Raw genomic sequence first — 17,823 nt, 5'->3', positions numbered from 1 at the left:
CTCTTAGATCATCCAGTGCTGCCAATCCTGTTCGATCTTCTGACGTTCTCCCAGCCATTCTCTCGTACGCGTAATCAGCTGTTCACGCTCTTTACCGGAAGAGAAGGTATGATCGCCCTGGAAAATAATCTCCTTGTCGCAGCGGCCTTCCTGGCGCATCCAGAATACCTTTTGATACAGGAATGCGTAATCGACAGGAATGGTCTCATCCGACGTACCGTGCACCACCAGCACATCCCCGTTAAATTTAACGGCTTCCTGGAAAGGCTGATGTTCAGCCAGTGATTCAAAGAATGCTGGTGTAAACTTGTAGCCGAGATAATCAGCAGCCCCAAGTTTCACCCCTTCATCGTATACATCACGTCCCGTAATTTTCACAATATCATTGAACGGGTATCCCACGGATGACCACATCACAAGATTCTTGACCCGTTTGTCACGGACAGCAGTGAGCAGCGCAACAGCTCCACCCAGACTATGACCGATCAGCGTTACACGGGTTGGATCTACATCACTGCAATTAACCGCATAGTCCAGCACAGAACGTGTTTGGGTAATCATGGATTCCAGTCCTTCAGCTCCGTACTCACCACTGCTCTCCCCGCAGCCGATATAATCGAAGCGCAGCACCAAATACCCATCTTCGGCCAGCTCACGGGCGGTCTTCACAAACAGACGATCCACACCGATCCGACTCCCTACGAATCCATGGCAGATGATAGCAAGAGGCACGCGCTGTTGGTGATTTCCCTCCTTGATGTCTTTGACGACAGGATAATGAATCGTGGCTGTTAATTCTTCTTGCCCATGACGAATACTGATCTGACGCTCCATGCCCATTTCCCCTTTCCATTCTTCCCTGCTCTTGTTCATTTTGTTAATTATATATAAATCCGATAAGTTTAATGTGTATTAAGATGATATTAGTATATTATCATCCTGTGAACCTCAAGTCAACGCGAGGAAATGTCTAGTTCCAGACGTACCTTGTCTACATTTTATCGGTAATTTCGCAAAAAAAATGAGCCAAGCTGATCACAGCTGACTCGAATCATTTCTAATCCTTAATGTCACTACTCATAACTGCGACGGAACATCTCATGGGTCTCCACTCGACCCTGCCAATCATGTTCATGAACCGAATTCGAGCTCCCCCAGAAGCTCCCAGACTGAAAGGTTCCATCTGTATACTCTTCCGCATATTCAACATCCTCCAACGTCTCTTCCATTGGCACAACCTCATCTGTTACTCCACGAGAGTTGCTATTCAGCAGCAGCTTCCTTGTTAGTTTATCCGTTTGTTGATCCATACCTGCCACACTCCAATCCCTGGTTTCTGTTGGAAATGCTACTATTGTGGTGGAATCGGCTGTACTTTATTCATTCTTCACACAATCGTTAGAACTTGACGAGCACTTACGCATATTAATGGCGAACAACGGAGAACCTAAGCAAAATATTATAGCCAACATTTGCCTCTGATTCCTTCTGGCGAAAGGGTTGAATTCATGGAACACATCTTGGAATGGATTCGTAGTCACGGAAAACTGGTGCTGTTATGCACCTGTGTCATTCTGGCCTGTGCAGGGCTATGGTCGAATCGTAAACAGTTGTTTTATAAGGAATGACTTTGCGAAACGAGAGCCCTTCCCGTATACTAAAATACCGTCAGGGTCTCCAGATCAACGGGGATCAGAACGTGTGTAGACAGGGGGAGCAATCATTGGGGATTTCCTATAAAAAGTTGAAAGAAATACAGAATCGGCAAATGACCGAAATGAGTAAAATGACACCGGAGCATGTAAAACTGTTTGATCAGATCAGCACCATTGCGCGCCAAGCACCTGCCGATGAGAGAACGCAGGAAGAATGGATTCTCTCGGCTGGAAGAGCCATCGTACAAGCTCAGCGTGACGGTAAGCCTGCTCGCGAGTTATATGGACCTAATCTGGAACAACATATCTATTCACAACTAGGAGTAGCAGATGATAATAATCCGGCTGCAACTGCTGGCGAAATTCATATGGACTCATCCAGAGCTTCAAGTAAGGCTGTACAGAGCTCCGGAAGCAAATCCAATAAAACAACCAGTACCTCAGCCAAAAAGACAGCAGCGGTTGAAGTGGAACCCGCGGAGACTCCGGATCAAGTGAAACGGACGCCTAAATGGTACTTCATGATCTCTTGGGCAGCTTTGTCTTTTGTCATGCTGATTCAAGGTGCAGTAGGGCTATTTATTGGCTGGACGGGTGGAGATACGGAACCATTTAGCCATATCAGCCTGTTCTCCCTTATCGTTGCGGCGGTTGGAGGTATTGCACTGGTTGAAATGCTTCGTCGCCTTGCTGAGCGTCCAGATGATCAGGGAGCAGACAAGACGGCCAGACCACAGATCAACCTTCGTGGGATCGCCATCTATATCGTTATCGTTGTGCTTGTCTTATTTGTAGGATATCCGTTGCGTGACAGCCTTCCCGTATTTACGCTGGCTCCGTGGATAAGTCTTGTGATCGGTATTGTGGGCTTGGCTACGTTGAGACCACTATTTGGACAAAAGAAAGCATAAGGATGCTGATGCCCTTGGTGGGGCAGTAGCATTGGGTATATCGTACAGTAATGTGGTGTGCGAAGATTAAAGTACGAATGAAGTACGACATTTGAAGTACGACATTCGGTGATGAGATAGATTATCGAGTGTCCAAAAAGGGGCCATAATGGCCCCTGGCCAGCTGTTGAGAAATTCTCGACAGCTATTTTTATTTTCAAACCGTTCAGAAAAAGCTCATAATGCTCTTTATCTATCAGAGGTAAAGGTGATCATGTGCCACACCTTATGAGTAACCTTACATACAGTCAGTAGCTCGTATGAAGCTGATCCCGCCTCCCGAAAGGAAGGGCTTATCATACTTCATATAGATGATCCACAGAACCCGTAGAGTCTCTCTCCATTTTGAGCTGAATGCGATGTTTGATTTCCTTGCCCGGGGTCTCTCCGAATTCTCGCTTATACATGCGGATAAAGTAGTTCACTTCCATACCAACCGTCTCCGCAGCCTCTCTTACACTTGCTCGTGGGTGCTTGTCCAGCCATTCCGATGCCTTGTGCAAACGTAATCGCTGCATGTACTGATGTCCCGTCACCCCATGTCTCTGGTGAAATAATCGGTTCAGGTGCTGCACTGAATAACCAACAGCTTCAGCTACATGCTTCAGCAGCAGATCATCCTGGTAGTGTGAATGCATCAGCGACACTGCTCGAGTGAATGCTTCATTTGCCGATTCCGACTCGCGCTCAGAACGTGTTAACGACCTACGCCTTGCTTCTCGCTCTTCTGTCTCATCATGCAGCGGGAGGATGTAACGAGACATGTCCAGAATAAGCTGGTAGATGATCGTTGAGCTGTTCCACATTTCAGTCATCCCATCGTCCAGCGAGTGCCAGATCCCCGTCACTCTTGACCAGAACTGTTCAAATTCGGACAAACGCCGTGGCCCCATTGGCAGCAGTCCCGCCGACCGAAGCACCGCCCCCGCCGCCTCTCCACCAATGCCAATATATCCAAGCTCCCCGTGTGTTTTGGAATGCGGAATATACTCATGTGCCACCCCCGGTTCGATCACGAACAGTTCACCTGCCGATACTGTCCATGCTCCTTCACCTGGAACCTTAAATTCTCCCTTGCCGCTGCGTAACAAAAAAAGCTGATACACCGGAAATCCATCCGGTCTGAACTGGACCTTCTCTTCTTGTGTTCCCACACAATACAGATACAGAGGCAACCGGGAATCCGGCAGGCCGGTCAAGCGAAATGCAAGCATTCCATCATTCCTTTCGGATCATGCTCTTCTTCCTCCTATTATCCATCGGTTGACTCGTTGCAGCAACGGTCAAAGGAACCTTTTTGGTGACAGGATTTTTAAAATGGATTACATACGATTCACAAAATCTACTGCGATGACACAACAACTTTTAAGATGATAAATAAAAAAACTCCCCTTCTCATTTGGAAAGGGAGGCTGAGTGTTAACATAACTGAAAGATAAGATTGTTGGTTCTTGGAGTGGCCGTTCCGGTTACGGATCGTTCTTTCGATCGCTGTTGTCTCCAAATTTTTTTTGATTCAACCTCTATAAGGTTTAAATTCGGAGACAAAGGCGAGCGCTACCGCTTCTTCAGAATCGATTCCGTCCCCTCCACTACTTCTGGAGCTCAAAACGAACTACTTACCTTGTTTAACGTTAATCTTACTTTATTATTATGAAGATGGTGTATCTCCAGCTGGTGCTGGTGTATTGTTGCTCCCTTGGTCTGTACCCGTAGGAGCTACCGAAATTGGAAATGTAGCTACTTCTGAATTGTTTTTATACTTAGTATTATCACTAGCCACAGAAACTACCAGAACTTTGTATTCTCCCGCTTCAAAAACTGAACCGTCAGAATCATTGGAGGAAACTCCAATATTCACAGTTGCTGTTCTTGGGTTACTACCAATATTCACTCTTTCTAAAGCTTTTCCAGTATCACCTGAACCACTCTTAGCTTTAACAACGTACACATCATAACGAGAAATTCCTGTTTCATTGCCAGGCTTGGTGAAACTTACACTAATCGAAGTATCGGTTGCCGTTGCCTTCACATCTGCTACCTTCTCTACAAATGTTGGTGACTGTTTTTTAGCATTAATTATGAAAGTAGCTGAATCTATGTTTGATTCACGTTTGCTGTCGGAGGATTCTGATAAAATATATGCAGTATACGATTTACCTGCTTCAATATTTTGACCGTTAATGTCAAGCAGAGCATTTGAAAGTAAAACTGGACTACCATTTATTCCTACAGATCTACTATTATTAACTAATGCAATATTCTTTGCCATACTTAGATTAAATGTGCTTCCAGTCGGGGCAATCATTAAAACATAACGACTGATCCCTACCTTTGAAGCTGGTTCAGTATATTTCAAAGTCACATCCGTTGCATCACCAGCAGCTTGCTCTTCATTTTTAACTTCTACATCAGTGATTTTAACTTTTCCAACGGCACTTGTTACAGACAATTTAATATCAGCATACGCCGTGGACAGCACATTGGAAGAGTTGCTGGTATTGCTTACTGCAAGCACAAATATACGATAGTTCTCATCATTGCGAATATCTGTACCATCTGTTGCTTTTACATCCTTTAAAGTCAAAGTATAATTTCCGCTTCCGCTAGCTTTATTTACAACCTTATAGTTTGAGTTCCGATTTGCTTCGGCCAAATCGAACCCACCCAAATTCGCCGTTTTGACTGCGAAAACACGATAATGATAAACATTCGTCTCATTAGACGATCTATTAAATGTCACCTGCAAATCACTACCGTCTCCATTATCTCCGATGTCCGCTGCATTCACGTAGGTCGGAGCGGCCACAGTCGAGTTCTGTACTAGCGTAATTTGTGAAGAATAAGATGACAATGCATTCTGGCTGGAATTGCCGCTATTGCTTACCGACAGGACGAACACACGATAAGAAACACCATTAGAGATTCGAGATCCATTAGTATCTACCGCGCTGCTCGGAAGAGTAAATGACTGATTTCCACCCGTTTTGCTCACCTGATAATAATTGTTCGATGCATTAGCCGCGCTCAGTGTGAAGCTGCCTGCATAAGCAGAACGTACCACATATACCCGATACGCAGAAACATTGGATTCATCCGAAGCTCTATTAAACGAAACCCGGAGATCGCGCCCATCGCCATAGTCACTCACATCAGCAACCCCGATATTGCTTGCAACGCCAGCATTACTATTCGTTATCAGTCTCAACAGCGTTGACGACGAAGACAGCGCATTAGTATATCCATTCTGCTGGTTGCCTACAGCCATAACGTAGATTCGATAATCTTGCAGATTCGTTACGTTATAACCACTTGTGTCCTTCATGGAGGATGGCAGTGTTGTTGTAATGTTGTTGCCTGTTTTGTTCACGTTATAGTACAAGCTGGAAGACAGATTGCTCGCCGTAGTCAGATTAAAGCTGCTGGATACCGAGTTCCGCACTACAAAAATTCGATAATTAGCAACTTTGGACTCATCGGATGAACGGTTGAAGCTCACCTGAATGTCACGACCGTCTCCATAATCCGAATTGTCTTTTACTTGCGTGATGACTGGCGCTGTTGCTGTGTTTACGCCCAGCGTAAGTGAAGATGATACTGTGGACAGTTTATTGTCTGCTGTTGCCGCATTGGAGCTCACGGATACAATGTAAACGACATAAGATGTGCCGTTTTTGATCAATTCCCCGGATGTATCACGCGTCGAGGAACTGAGCTGGGTTTTGACCGCTGCGCTGTTACCTTTGTAAATAATGGTTGAATTCGAACTGGACACATTATTGGCCGTAGTTAGATTGAATGAAGAAGCGTCTTTCGCCTTAACTACAAAAGCACGGTAATACGTAATATTGGATGTGGTACTTGGCTGTGTGAAGTTAATTTCCAGATCACGTCCATCGCCATAATCACTGATATCTGCGATCCGCAGGCCTGTGACAGGCTGCACCGTCGTTTTCACATTGTTTAGTTTTATGGACTGGGTAGACCAGGCCAGCTGATTTTTGTAGCTGTTGTTGCTGTTCCCCACCGTAAGTACATACAATCGATAGGTTTCATTTGAATTCAACAGATCCCCGTTCACGTCACGTGTCTGAGCATTCAATGTCAATCTTGGATCGGTGCCATTTGGAGAAATGGAAGTGTAATTACTAGATGGTACTGCCGTTGCCGCAGACTCATTGAAACTGTTCACATCACGCGTTTTTACCAACATAATCCGATATGCGGATACAGCCTTCTCAGACGTCGGACGTGTGAAACTTACGGTCAGATCTCGACCATCCCCATTGCTTCCTGACACAGCACCGTAAATGTTCCATGCTGCATATTGTGTCTCATCCACAGGAGGAGTAGACGTTGTTTTGATATCTACCCGCTGATTGCGGGAATTCCAGAATACTTTCTCCCCAAAAGCTTCACTAACAAAACGAATTGGAACCATTGTGTTTCCCTTGATGGTATTTGCAGGTACATCTAGCGCTACCGCTTCTCCGTTGATGTAAGCCGTTTTGGAACCCAGTTTCAGCGATACTTCCTGATCTCCCCGGTTCGCCGTGATCGTTTTGGTTTTATTGGTGTACTTTACCGTGGCATCCAAGCCTTCGAAAATAGAGCGTAATGGAACCAGTACACGTCCACCTTTCATCACAGGAGCCTGTGCAGAGGATAACTCCGCATCGTTAATATAAATACTGATTCTTGCCGCTGCATCCATAACTGACGTTGGAAGTGCAGACATCAACATGGCCGATACGGCCAGTGCTGACATCACCTTTTTCACTTGACGTCCTCCCGCTTTTCTCATATCCAATATCCCCATTCTCTTCAATATTTAAGTTAAAATGTGATCGTTGATGAATTTCAATTTATTCCTGTAATTTCCTGTGCACATCTAAGACGTATGAACATGAGTAAAAGTTTCCAATCCCACAAAAAATATTTTCGCAGAAATGTCCTTGCACCATCTACCCTCCAAAGGTTAAAAATAACAGAAGAATTTGTCATTATTCCGCAACAACATCTTTCCCAATTTCGTTTAATGTATAGTGAATAACAACCTATTATCTTTATAATTACGGGAGGTTCACACAGATGACATCATCGTACTTATCTGGTCAACGCAAAAGGATGCGATTCTTCATCACAGTCGTTACCATTGCTGCAATCTTTACAGGAACCCCAGCTACATCCGGAGCTGCTACTGCCGCTCCTTCAAGCCTGGATACCAAAGTAACCACCAGCAGTTCAACCGCCATATATAAAATCTTTCAGTCCATGCTCAGAAAAAAGAACGGCCTTCCCGCCGCTGACACCTTTCTGGAATCCAATATCAAAAAAGTAACAAAGCATCATGCCACCCTGATGGTGCTTCAATTGGAGAATGCACGCCTGAAGGCTCTAACCTCCATGACGGACCGCTTGCTCGTTCCTAACGTTCAGGACAAAATGCTCAAGGCATACCAAGCGAACGACAGTTTCACTAAACTCATGGAGCGTACCCAGAATTCCGATCTGCGTGTACTTTTAAAAGAAGCCCGTGACAGCGGCTATCGCCTCGTCATGCTCGAAGGCTCCCTCTATCCCATTATGAATTATGCGGCATTCGTGAAATATACCTCTGAAATTACAGAGGATATCTCAAGCTACATCAATATCATGACGAAGGAAACGAAAAACCTGCCTGCGGATGACGGAGCTCTGGTCATTGGATATCAGGAAATTCTCCTTCGGGCACTTAGCCAGGAAAGATTCCTGGAGCTGCATCCGAAATCGAATCGGGCCAAGCAGGTACAGGATCTGTTGAACAGTTATACCCTGTATACCTTTTATGGGCTGAACAATACACCGCTGTTTGATTATGAAACGAACAAAATGGTTGCTAACGCCCAAAGAGGTTACAACGGCGTCTTGCAGCGTCTTGCATCCGTCGATAGTGTGTTTCTCTCCAAGCTGGATGCCTTTATGGATGTGGTTAAGGAAGCGAAGTATGAGAAAACAGCTGCGGTGGAGAAATGGCTGGAACAGAATGTTCCGACCGGGGCGGATGCTGCTATTCAATAATCATGATATTAATCACCTAAAGCATATAAAGAACACAAAGAAAACCGACATAGGATTCGCTCCCATGTCGGCTTTTCTTTGTGGTTCTATCGATGAATTGAATTTGAATTGAATCTCCTACACCAGGCTAATTCGTTCGGATGCATGAACTACAGAATTGGCTTGACCATATGGTTATACTCATGTCCACCAATGACAATGACTTCATCCTTGATATAGCCCTGCCGTTCGTACAGCATCAAGGCCCGGCCATTGTCCCGTTCAACAATGAGGGACACCTGGGAGTGTCCGAGTTCCCTTCCCTGCTGCTCAAAAGCAGCCATCAACGCCTTGCCGATGCCCTGCCCCTGATACGCTTCGCTTACGGATAGAGTATCCAGATAATACTCCCCGGGACGGGTTTCTTTGACCAACGTATATTTCTCATCTGTACTCCGACCAGGCCGATCCAATATTGGCTGATCCAGAAGATCTGCTTCACCGCCATCATACGCTACCAGTATTCCAGCGACCTGTTCGTTCTGCTCCATTACCGTTATGTTGCGATAACTGATCCTATTGTCTTCCTGCACGTAAAATTGCTGCAATATCTGCATCGCTTTCTCATGCTCACCTTCACCCGCCAGAGCATAGGCAATATCACCAATCGCCTGATAAAGCAAAGGAATGACTTGTGCGGCATCTTCTTTGCGAGCAGGTCTCAACAGAGGCTGTGCCTCACTACGGTCCGACTTCACATTGGATTGCTTCATCAGATTAACATGTTGAACAGATTGAGATTTTTGTTCAGCTCGGTATACGCGAGGCCTTTACGATTCATACGTTCAATCAGCGGCTGGTAATCTTCCTTGTACATCAGCTCGATGCCCACCAAGGCCGGTCCATTTTCCTTATCATGCTTCTTCGTATATTCAAAACGGGCAATGTCGTCATTGGGTCCCAGTACTTCCACAAGGAATTCACGCAAAGCTCCCGCTCGCTGTGGGAAATTGACCATGAAATAATATTTCAGACCTTCATAAATCAACGAACGTTCCTTGATTTCCTGCATCCGATCGATATCATTGTTGCCGCCGCTGATCACACAGACAACCGTCTTGCCCGCAATCTGTTCGCGATACTGCTCGAGTGCAGCAACCGCCAAAGAACCAGCAGGCTCCACAACTATCGCATTTTCATTATATAGCTCCAAAATGGTTGTACAGGCTTTGCCTTCAGGCACCTTCACAATATCATCCAACGTGCTGCTACAGATGTCGAAGGTTAGGTCACCAACGCGTTTCACCGCAGCACCATCCACGAATTTATCAATATTATCCAACGTGACAACCTGCTTGCGGAACATGGCCTCACTCATGGAAGCCGCGCCAAGTGGTTCTACGCCAATGATGCGGGTTTCCGGGCTAACCGTCTTCATGTAGGTTCCAACACCAGCAGCCAGACCGCCACCACCGATTGTGACGAATACATAATCCGCTTTTTCATCCAGACTCTCCATGATTTCCATCGCTACCGTACCATTACCCGCAATGATCTTCGGCTGATCGAACGGATGGATGAACGTCATGCCCTGTTCATTACACGCACGCATAGCTTCTTCATAAGCATCGTCATACGTATCACCTGTCAGCACCACTTCAACATTATCTCCACCAAATCGACGTACCTGTTTCACCTTCTGGTTAGGAGTTGTGCTCGGCATAAAAATTTTGCCGTGGATGCTAAGCGCGTTACAGGAAAAGGCAACTCCCTGCGCATGGTTACCCGCGCTCGCGCAGACAATGCCTTTCTCCAGTTCAGCAGGAGTCAGACTACGAATCATGTTGTATGCTCCACGAATTTTAAACGAACGTACCACCTGCAGGTCTTCCCGTTTAAGATACACATTACAGTTATATTTGGCCGACAATACAGCATCCCGCTGCAATGGCGTTCTTACAATGACTTCACGCAGCACATGATGTGCGCGCACGATATCTTCCATGCCAACACCGGTACGGCCGGGATTGGCAGTTCCCGTTGGTTCTTGTTCCACTGGTTTCATCTCTTATCCACACTCCGCTTATCTTTGTTGGCAATGCAAGCATTGCTTTTTCTTTTTATTGTATCACTTTTGCACTGTTCTTGCGCCTGAGCTCGCATCATTTACCATTCGCAAACAAACCGTATCTAATTGAAAATCATTATCAATTACTTGATTATAGATTATTCCATACTTTAGGACAAGGCATAGTGTCGCTCTGATTCATTAAAAAGTGGATCATTGAAATTGCACGAGTAGCATGCTGCTCGGTTCCTTAAACCGTATAAACGGCAAAAAAGGGGTATCCCCGTCATTTTCATGACCTATGGGACATCCCTTTTAAAAGAAGTATTTAAAGCAACTAGTCAAATTTTTAAGCCTGAGTCTTAAACCACGCCTCAGCAGCTTCCGCCTCGGTACGAGTCAACTGATGTCCCTGACGCTCCCAGTGCATGTGCACGGCTGCACCTGCTCCACTAAGCAGTGAAGCGAGTTCATCCGTTTCTCGTTTCGGCACAATTGGATCGTTCTCTCCTGCTCCGATGAATACAGGCAGCCCCTTCAGTTCTGGCAATTGCAGACCGCGAAGCGGTACCATTGGATGGTGCAGAATCGCTCCTTTAAAAACATCAGCCTGATGGAAAATCAGACTTGCTGCGATGTTTGCTCCGTTGGAATAGCCCAGTGCGAAGACATTGGCACGATCAAAGCCATACTCCACAGCGGCTGCATCCACAAAAGAACCCAGTTCCGCTGTCCGTGCAATGAGATCCTCTTCATCGAACACCCCTTCCGCCAAACGGCGGAAGAAACGAGGCATTCCATTTTCGGATACGTTACCACGCACCCCCAGAATACCTGCTCCTGGGGCAATCATCTCGGCCAGACCTACCAGATCGTTCTCCGTTCCACCTGTCCCGTGCAGTAACAAAAGGGTGGGAGCAGTTGGCTGAGAACCTGCTTTATAGATATGTTTCATTGTATTAGTAGTACTCATGATTTGGACTCTCCTTTCCATTCACGTACTTGAATAGGTGGCAGCAGCTGTTCAATCTGCTCACGCTGTGGTTCGTACCATTCAGGCAGCATCAGTTTTTCACCCATGCTCTCCTGTGGTTCATCCCGTGCAAATCCTGGAGGATCAGTAGCCAGTTCAAACAGTATACCTCCCGGTTCCCGGAAATACACGGCGTTAAAGTACTGGCGGTCAATGACCGGAGTTGGATGATATCCGGCTTTTTGAAGCTCCTGCTGCATTTGTTCGTGCTCGACATAATCTTTTGCGCGCCATGCAATATGGTGAACCGTCCCTGCTCCGCCAATTCCCCGTTGGATTCCAGTCGATTGAATGTCGATCAGTTGACCGATGTCACCACTCGCCTGCAGACGAATGATTCCATCCTCTTCTCCTACCTGCTCGAGACCGAGCATCGTTGTCAGTACATCCGTTGTTTTGTCAGGTACATGGCTGAATAAAACAGCTCCACCAAAACCTTTGATGGCATGTTCAGAGGGTACGCCGTTGAATGACCACTGACTTGGCTGACCTCCTTCACGCTCGACCAACTCGAGCAACAGACCGCCTTTATCGAAGAAACGAATGTATTGCTCGCCAAATCTTGTTTTATTTTCAAATGGAATATCGAAGGATGCCAGACGTTCTTTCCAGAATGGTAGACTGCCCACCGGAATCGCATATACGGTTACTCCAGTCTGTCCTGCGCCGATGACACCTCTTCTAGCATTCTGCTGCGGGAAGAAGGTGATAATAGTGCCAGGAGCGCCATCCTCATTGCCATAATACAGATGGTACACATCCGGTGCATCAAAGTTAATTGTTTTTTTCACCATTCTCAGTGCCAATACACCTGCGTAAAAATCAACGTTTTTCTGTGCATCATCTACAAAAGCCGTTACGTGATGGATTCCTGAAGTTCTGAACATAATCTCCACTCCCTTGGTTTTATTTGTATCATTGTTATATTTAGCAGTTCGTTATACATTGCTTTGCTTTTTGTTTTTTATCTTTAAATTAAGATTCTTTAAATTTATATTAATCCATTAAGCCACGATTTGCAAGCTTTTGTTTTAAAGTTAAGATATTGCTGGACTTTAACCTGCTGAATGCCGCTTGAGTATACTCGGATGGGCAAAAAAACAGGCCCCGATCACTCGGAAACCTGTCTTCCTTGAAACTTATTCAATTGCCGCCGCACAACATCGATCCTTATAATCTCGCATTACTTTTAGGTTAATTTTAATCGCTTAGTCGGTTGAACCAGATCTTTGCCATCATACTCGTCCTTGATATCCCCGACAATTTCTTCAAGAATATCCTCCATCGTAACCAGACCAACTGTTTCCCCTTCTGCATTATGAACTGTAGCGATATGGGAACGACTTTGCTGCATCTGGACCAAGACATCCTTAATCGGCGATAACTCCGAAAATTTTAACATGTAGTGTACAAACGTATCCATATTGAATTCCCGGCCTGCTGCAACACTCGTAAGCATTTCCTTTGTATGGATAAATCCAATGAATTGATCCTGATTTCCTTTTTCGATCACCGGGAAACGTGTATATTCATGCTGCTTTAGAACCTCGATCATACGATCCAGCGGCATTTCTTTGTCCAGCGTAACGATTTTTTCTTTGCGGATCATAATCTCCTGAAGCAAACGCTCATCAAAAGCAAAAATGTTTTTGAGGTAGTCCAGCTCTGTCTGATTAATTTCTCCACTCTCATAACTCTGTGCCATAATCAGCTTCAGTTCCTCCTCGGAGTGAACTGTATCGTGACCGGCAGGTTTTATACCGAAAATTCCAAGCAATAGACGAGCAGCCCCATTCAGGGCATAGATGAACGGATTCATGATCTTACCGAACCAGTACAGCGGTGGTGCAAGCAATAGTGTCATCTTCTCTGCAAACTGGATCGCCAGTGTTTTCGGTGCCAATTCACCGATAACCACATGCAGAAACGTAATGATTGCCAAGGCAATCCCGTACGAAAGTACCGTAGACAACGCCGCTGGGACTTCCAGTCGCTCAAACAACGGATGCAGCATTTTCTCAACAGTGGGTTCACCCAATGCGCCCAATACCAGCGCTGTGATCGTGATACCCAATTGACACGCAGATAGATAATAATCCAGATTGTGAGCCACTTTTTTGGCCAATACCGCTTTTTTGTTCCCTTCCAAGATCAACTGATCTATTCGGGACATCCGTACTTTCAGAATTGCAAATTCCGCTCCAACGAAAAAGGCGGTCAGACCTATAAATACGGCTACTAAAAATAAGTTTAAGGCTATTATTCCGTCCAATGATTTCCCTCAAAATGAGGGATTCACCTCCAAGTTGATCATTTTAATTTAAGTTTTCAAATAAAATTGCTTAGACACTCCGATGACAGAATACCCTTCCAACCGCTGTTATCCCCAGATTTTTAATTGTATATTTAAGAGGAGAAAATCCGGTGATAAAGGCGGACGCTTCGCTTTTTCAGTCTTTTCTGTCCTCTCCGTTATCGCAAAACATATTTGAAAATCTAACGTTTTAGCAGTGTAAACTTGGTTTGCAAACGCGAACGCTACGCTTCTTCAGAATCGATTCCGTTCCCTACACTGCTACGTTGCCAAAACATTTAAATTTTGAGGGCAGTAGCCAAATGGGCAGTCAAACCCTAGATTACAGTCATGATCGAACCATTATCACGCCAGGTCACTGGAAGATTCATCGATCTGAGCTCCGTTTACACGTTCAAGCAGAACCTGCTTAATGTGAAAATTTTCTGCGTCCACAACGGTCCAGACGTAATCACCGTGTTCTACCGTATCGCCTTGTTCCACACCGACACCCTTCTGGAACTGAATCCATCCGGCCACGGTATCCATCTCTTCATTGCCTTCAAAGACAAGCCCAAACTGTCGCTCCAACTCATCCAGCAGCACCCGGCCGTTAATGAGATATTGGTTCTCTCCGGTTACCTGAATGTCAGCAACTTCATCGGCATCAAACTCATCCCGAATCTCGCCGACAAGCTCCTCCAGAATATCCTCCATTGTAATGATTCCCGAAGTACCTCCGTATTCATCCACGACCACAGCCATGTGCACGCGTTCCTGCTGCATCTTGATCATGGCATCCTGGATACTTGTAACTTCAGATACGAAAGGAATCTCCCGAACAAAATCGATAAGTTGGTGCTCCCTAAGGGCAACCATGTCGGGCAAAATCTTTTTCACATTCACTACACCGACAATTCGGTCCTTGTCCCCATCCTCGATGACGGGATAACGTGAATAATTATGCTCATCCAATATCGGAATGATATCGTCGTAAGTCATATTCTGATTCAGTGTCACAAGCTCTGTCCTCGGAACCATGATGTCTTTGGCATCACGCTCATCGAACACGAATACGTTTTCCAGATACGAAAGCTTGGTCTTGTTGTTCTCGTCTCCTTCATAACTCTGGTTCATGATGATTTTGATCTCATCTTCCGAGTAGGCCTGTTCATGTCCGGCAGGCTTTACGCCAAATGCCCGAAGAATTACCCGAGACGCACCGTTCAGCGCCCAAATGAAGGGATACATAATTTTTCCGAACCAATATAGCGGCGGCGAGAGCAACAGCGTCAATTTTTCCGAAAATTGAATCGCCATCGTTTTGGGAGCCATCTCCCCAACCACAACGTGCAGGAACGTGACAAGGATAAAGGCAATCGCATAGGAAGCAACCGCCGATATGGAAGCTGATACGTCCAGATAATTAAATACGGGGTATAACAACCTTTCAACGGTTGGCTTACCGAGCGCTCCCAATCCAAGGGCAGTTACGGTAATACCAAGCTGACAGGCTGACAAATAATAATCGAGGTCCGAGACTACTTTCTTGGCCAATATGGCTTTTTTATTCCCCTCGGCAACCAGTTGATCCACTCTTGATGTACGAATCTTAACCACAGCGAACTCAGATGCAACGAAAAATGCGGTTAATGCAATCAAGATAATGAGTAATACAATATTTAATATGGTGATTATGTCCAATGATTTCCCCGCTTCTCAGGGATTCACCTCCAGAGATAGTTACAGCGTCATCGGTTAACTTGGTTAACCATTCAACAGCTGATTGACGTTCAATATGGCGTATGCCTTATATGAAATCGAAAAGATAAAGTGTGTATAGGTTATACTTTGACCTTGTAAAATTGCAAAACAGGAATTCAGGATGAAGTCAATCACTTATAGAAACTACTTCACTAAAAACAGGGTTCCCCCTCATGCTGTCATTGTTTCTCGATTTACTCCACCAAAATTCTCCATTTGGACAGTTTACAATATCGCCTTCCCAATAGATATCCACCTCCCCTCTTGTTCATTCCTGTTTCAGAAAAGTATAACATGTTCTACGCCAAACCATCCAGTTGCACGTTATGGTTTGGAATGTAGATTATAAAATGAGTTCACAAAATAAACTTTTATGTATGTGGTCTTTCTCGCATCTACAGTTCATTTAATGTGATATGGTTCACATAATTAGTATAGACCAATTTATAGAAATGCTACCCTTTTACTTTGGTCGATTAAACCTGCTGGGGGCCTTTATTTATAGCCATTCTTCTTTGCCGTATCCGGACTATGACACGTCCAGCAATGACACCATAATCATGTATACGTTGAAAAGGGCCCGCAGGATGCAAACACCTTTTTTCGGTGTACATCTTTACGGGCCCTTAGGCTTCACTTTATCAAGTTACAATGAATTAGAATTAGTTATACCAACGCTTTAGCAGCAATATCAGACCTTTGATGTTTACCGTCAAAATGGATGCGTTCTGCTTGAGCGTAGGCTTTGTTTCTGGCCTCGGCAATATCAGAACCAAGACCCACAACGCCTAGAATTCGTCCACCATTGGTGACCCATTCTCCAGATTCAGTGCGTGCCGTTCCAGCGTGGAATACTACTGCTTCATCGACTTGATCCAGTCCTTCAATAACTACACCTTTTGAATACGGACCAGGATATCCTCCAGAAGCAAGCACCACACATACAGCGGCTTCGTCACTCCATTCAATCTCGATATCCGCCAATTTCCCGTGCACGGTTGCCCAGAAAATGTCGAGCAGATCACTCTTCAAGCGCGGCAATACAACCTGCGTCTCAGGATCACCGAAGCGAGCGTTGAACTCAATCGTTTTGGGTTTACCATCTGGTGAAATCATCAGCCCGGCAAACAATACACCTTGGAACGGACGCCCTTCGGATACCATCGCTTTGGCTGTTGGTTTAATTATCGTCTCTACCGCTTCTTCAATGATCGAGGCCTGAATATGTGGCAATGGTGAGTATGTACCCATACCTCCCGTGTTTGGCCCCTGATCATTGTCGAATACCGGTTTGTGATCTTGTGCTGCGGCCATCGGACGAACGGTCTCCCCATCGACAAACGCCAAAATCGACATTTCCTGACCTGCGAGGAATTCTTCAATGATGACTTTGGCTCCTGCTTCACCAAATACTTTGTCCACCATAATGCTGCGGAGTGCTTGATCAGCCTCATCACGTGAATAGGCTACGGTAACTCCTTTTCCAGCTGCCAGCCCATCGGCCTTGATTACTACAGGGATGGCCTGCTCATTCAGATAAGCCTGCGCTTGCTCGTAATTGTCGAATTTCTCATAGGCTGCAGTCGGAATATTGTATTTATGCAGCAAGTCTTTCATGAACGTTTTGCTGCCTTCAATCTCTGCTGCATTGCGGCGTGGTCCAAATACCGGAATGCCTGTTTTATCAAAAGCGTCTACAATGCCGTCTGCGAGCGGATCGTCTGGCCCAATAACAACCAATCCCACGTTAAGCTCCACGGCAAGTGCCGTCAGTTTATCGAATTCATTAACCGCGATCGGATGACACTCCGCAAGCTGTGCAATGCCTGCATTTCCCGGAGCACAATGAATCTTGCCTGCCTTCGGGCTTTTCGCCAGTGCCCATATGATTGCGTGTTCCCGGCCACCGCCGCCCACTACCAGAATATCCATTAGCGCTGTTCCCCCTCCATAAATTTCAGGATTTTTTTCTATTCTCTTGGCAAAAAAGCTGAAAAAGAGGATGAACAAGCCTATTCGCT

General features: G+C 45.5%; 13 protein-coding genes. 2 read left to right on the top strand and 11 right to left on the bottom strand.

Annotation, left to right across the window (positions count from 1 at the left end; genetic code table 11):
- Positions 1–3: 3 nt before the first annotated feature.
- Positions 4–834, bottom strand: coding sequence for an alpha/beta fold hydrolase (locus tag MKY42_RS04030; RefSeq protein WP_339852696.1), 831 nt, complete (start codon positions 832–834; stop codon positions 4–6).
- A gap of 239 nt (positions 835–1,073) precedes the next feature.
- A complete protein-coding gene (locus tag MKY42_RS04025; RefSeq protein ID WP_091000884.1) occupies positions 1,074–1,310 on the bottom strand; it encodes a hypothetical protein in 237 nt (78 codons plus the stop codon).
- Positions 1,311–1,723: 413 nt separating this feature from the next.
- Between MKY42_RS04025 and MKY42_RS04020 the strand changes: the two genes are divergently transcribed.
- Positions 1,724–2,566, top strand: a complete 843-nt coding sequence (locus MKY42_RS04020) for a DUF1129 family protein (protein WP_339848760.1) — start codon at positions 1,724–1,726, stop codon at positions 2,564–2,566.
- 335 nt (positions 2,567–2,901) lie between these two features.
- On the opposite strand, the gene MKY42_RS04015 is transcribed toward MKY42_RS04020, so the two are convergent.
- Together MKY42_RS04015 and MKY42_RS04010 are read right to left on the bottom strand one after the other, a co-directional pair.
- Entirely contained in the window at positions 2,902–3,819 is a 918-nt protein-coding gene (locus MKY42_RS04015; protein WP_339848757.1) for an AraC family transcriptional regulator, read from the bottom strand.
- Between the two features lie 437 nt (positions 3,820–4,256).
- Positions 4,257–7,409 carry a copper amine oxidase N-terminal domain-containing protein gene (locus MKY42_RS04010; RefSeq protein WP_339848754.1) on the bottom strand — a complete coding sequence of 1,051 codons (3,153 nt, stop codon included), beginning with the start codon at positions 7,407–7,409 and terminating at the stop codon, positions 4,257–4,259.
- A 287-nt stretch (positions 7,410–7,696) separates the two neighbouring features.
- On the opposite strand from MKY42_RS04010, the gene MKY42_RS04005 reads away from it, so the two are divergent.
- Positions 7,697–8,665 (top strand): hypothetical protein, encoded by a 969-nt coding sequence (locus MKY42_RS04005; protein WP_339848751.1) that lies wholly within the window; start codon positions 7,697–7,699, stop codon positions 8,663–8,665.
- A gap of 149 nt (positions 8,666–8,814) precedes the next feature.
- Here MKY42_RS04005 and MKY42_RS04000 read toward each other — a convergent pair whose 3' ends face one another.
- From MKY42_RS04000 to purD, 7 genes are all read right to left on the bottom strand, one after another.
- Positions 8,815–9,417, bottom strand: coding sequence for a GNAT family N-acetyltransferase (locus tag MKY42_RS04000; protein WP_339848748.1), 603 nt, complete (start codon positions 9,415–9,417; stop codon positions 8,815–8,817).
- Positions 9,417–10,709 (bottom strand): threonine ammonia-lyase IlvA, encoded by a 1,293-nt coding sequence (ilvA, locus tag MKY42_RS03995; RefSeq protein WP_090904885.1) that lies wholly within the window; start codon positions 10,707–10,709, stop codon positions 9,417–9,419. Before ilvA ends, MKY42_RS04000 begins: the two co-directional genes overlap by 1 nt.
- 352 nt (positions 10,710–11,061) lie before the next feature.
- Positions 11,062–11,667, bottom strand: a complete 606-nt coding sequence (locus MKY42_RS03990) for an alpha/beta hydrolase (RefSeq protein ID WP_090904938.1) — start codon at positions 11,665–11,667, stop codon at positions 11,062–11,064.
- A 14-nt stretch (positions 11,668–11,681) separates the two neighbouring features.
- Positions 11,682–12,635, bottom strand: coding sequence for a ring-cleaving dioxygenase (locus tag MKY42_RS03985; protein ID WP_179265720.1), 954 nt, complete (start codon positions 12,633–12,635; stop codon positions 11,682–11,684).
- 299 nt (positions 12,636–12,934) lie between these two features.
- A complete protein-coding gene (locus MKY42_RS03980; RefSeq protein ID WP_339848744.1) occupies positions 12,935–14,017 on the bottom strand; it encodes a hemolysin family protein in 1,083 nt (360 codons plus the stop codon).
- Between the two features lie 387 nt (positions 14,018–14,404).
- On the bottom strand, positions 14,405–15,742 hold the full coding sequence (locus MKY42_RS03975; RefSeq protein ID WP_090904888.1) for a hemolysin family protein: 1,338 nt from the start codon (positions 15,740–15,742) through the stop codon (positions 14,405–14,407).
- Between the two features lie 726 nt (positions 15,743–16,468).
- Entirely contained in the window at positions 16,469–17,734 is a 1,266-nt protein-coding gene (purD, locus tag MKY42_RS03970) for a phosphoribosylamine--glycine ligase (RefSeq protein WP_339848739.1), read from the bottom strand.
- Between the last annotated feature and the right edge of the window lie 89 nt (positions 17,735–17,823).

This window comes from Paenibacillus sp. FSL W7-1088, assembly GCF_037969855.1.
Lineage (GTDB): Bacteria > Bacillota > Bacilli > Paenibacillales > Paenibacillaceae > Paenibacillus.
Note: the sequence above shows the minus strand (reverse complement) of the source record. Positions and strands in the feature narration are given on the sequence as shown.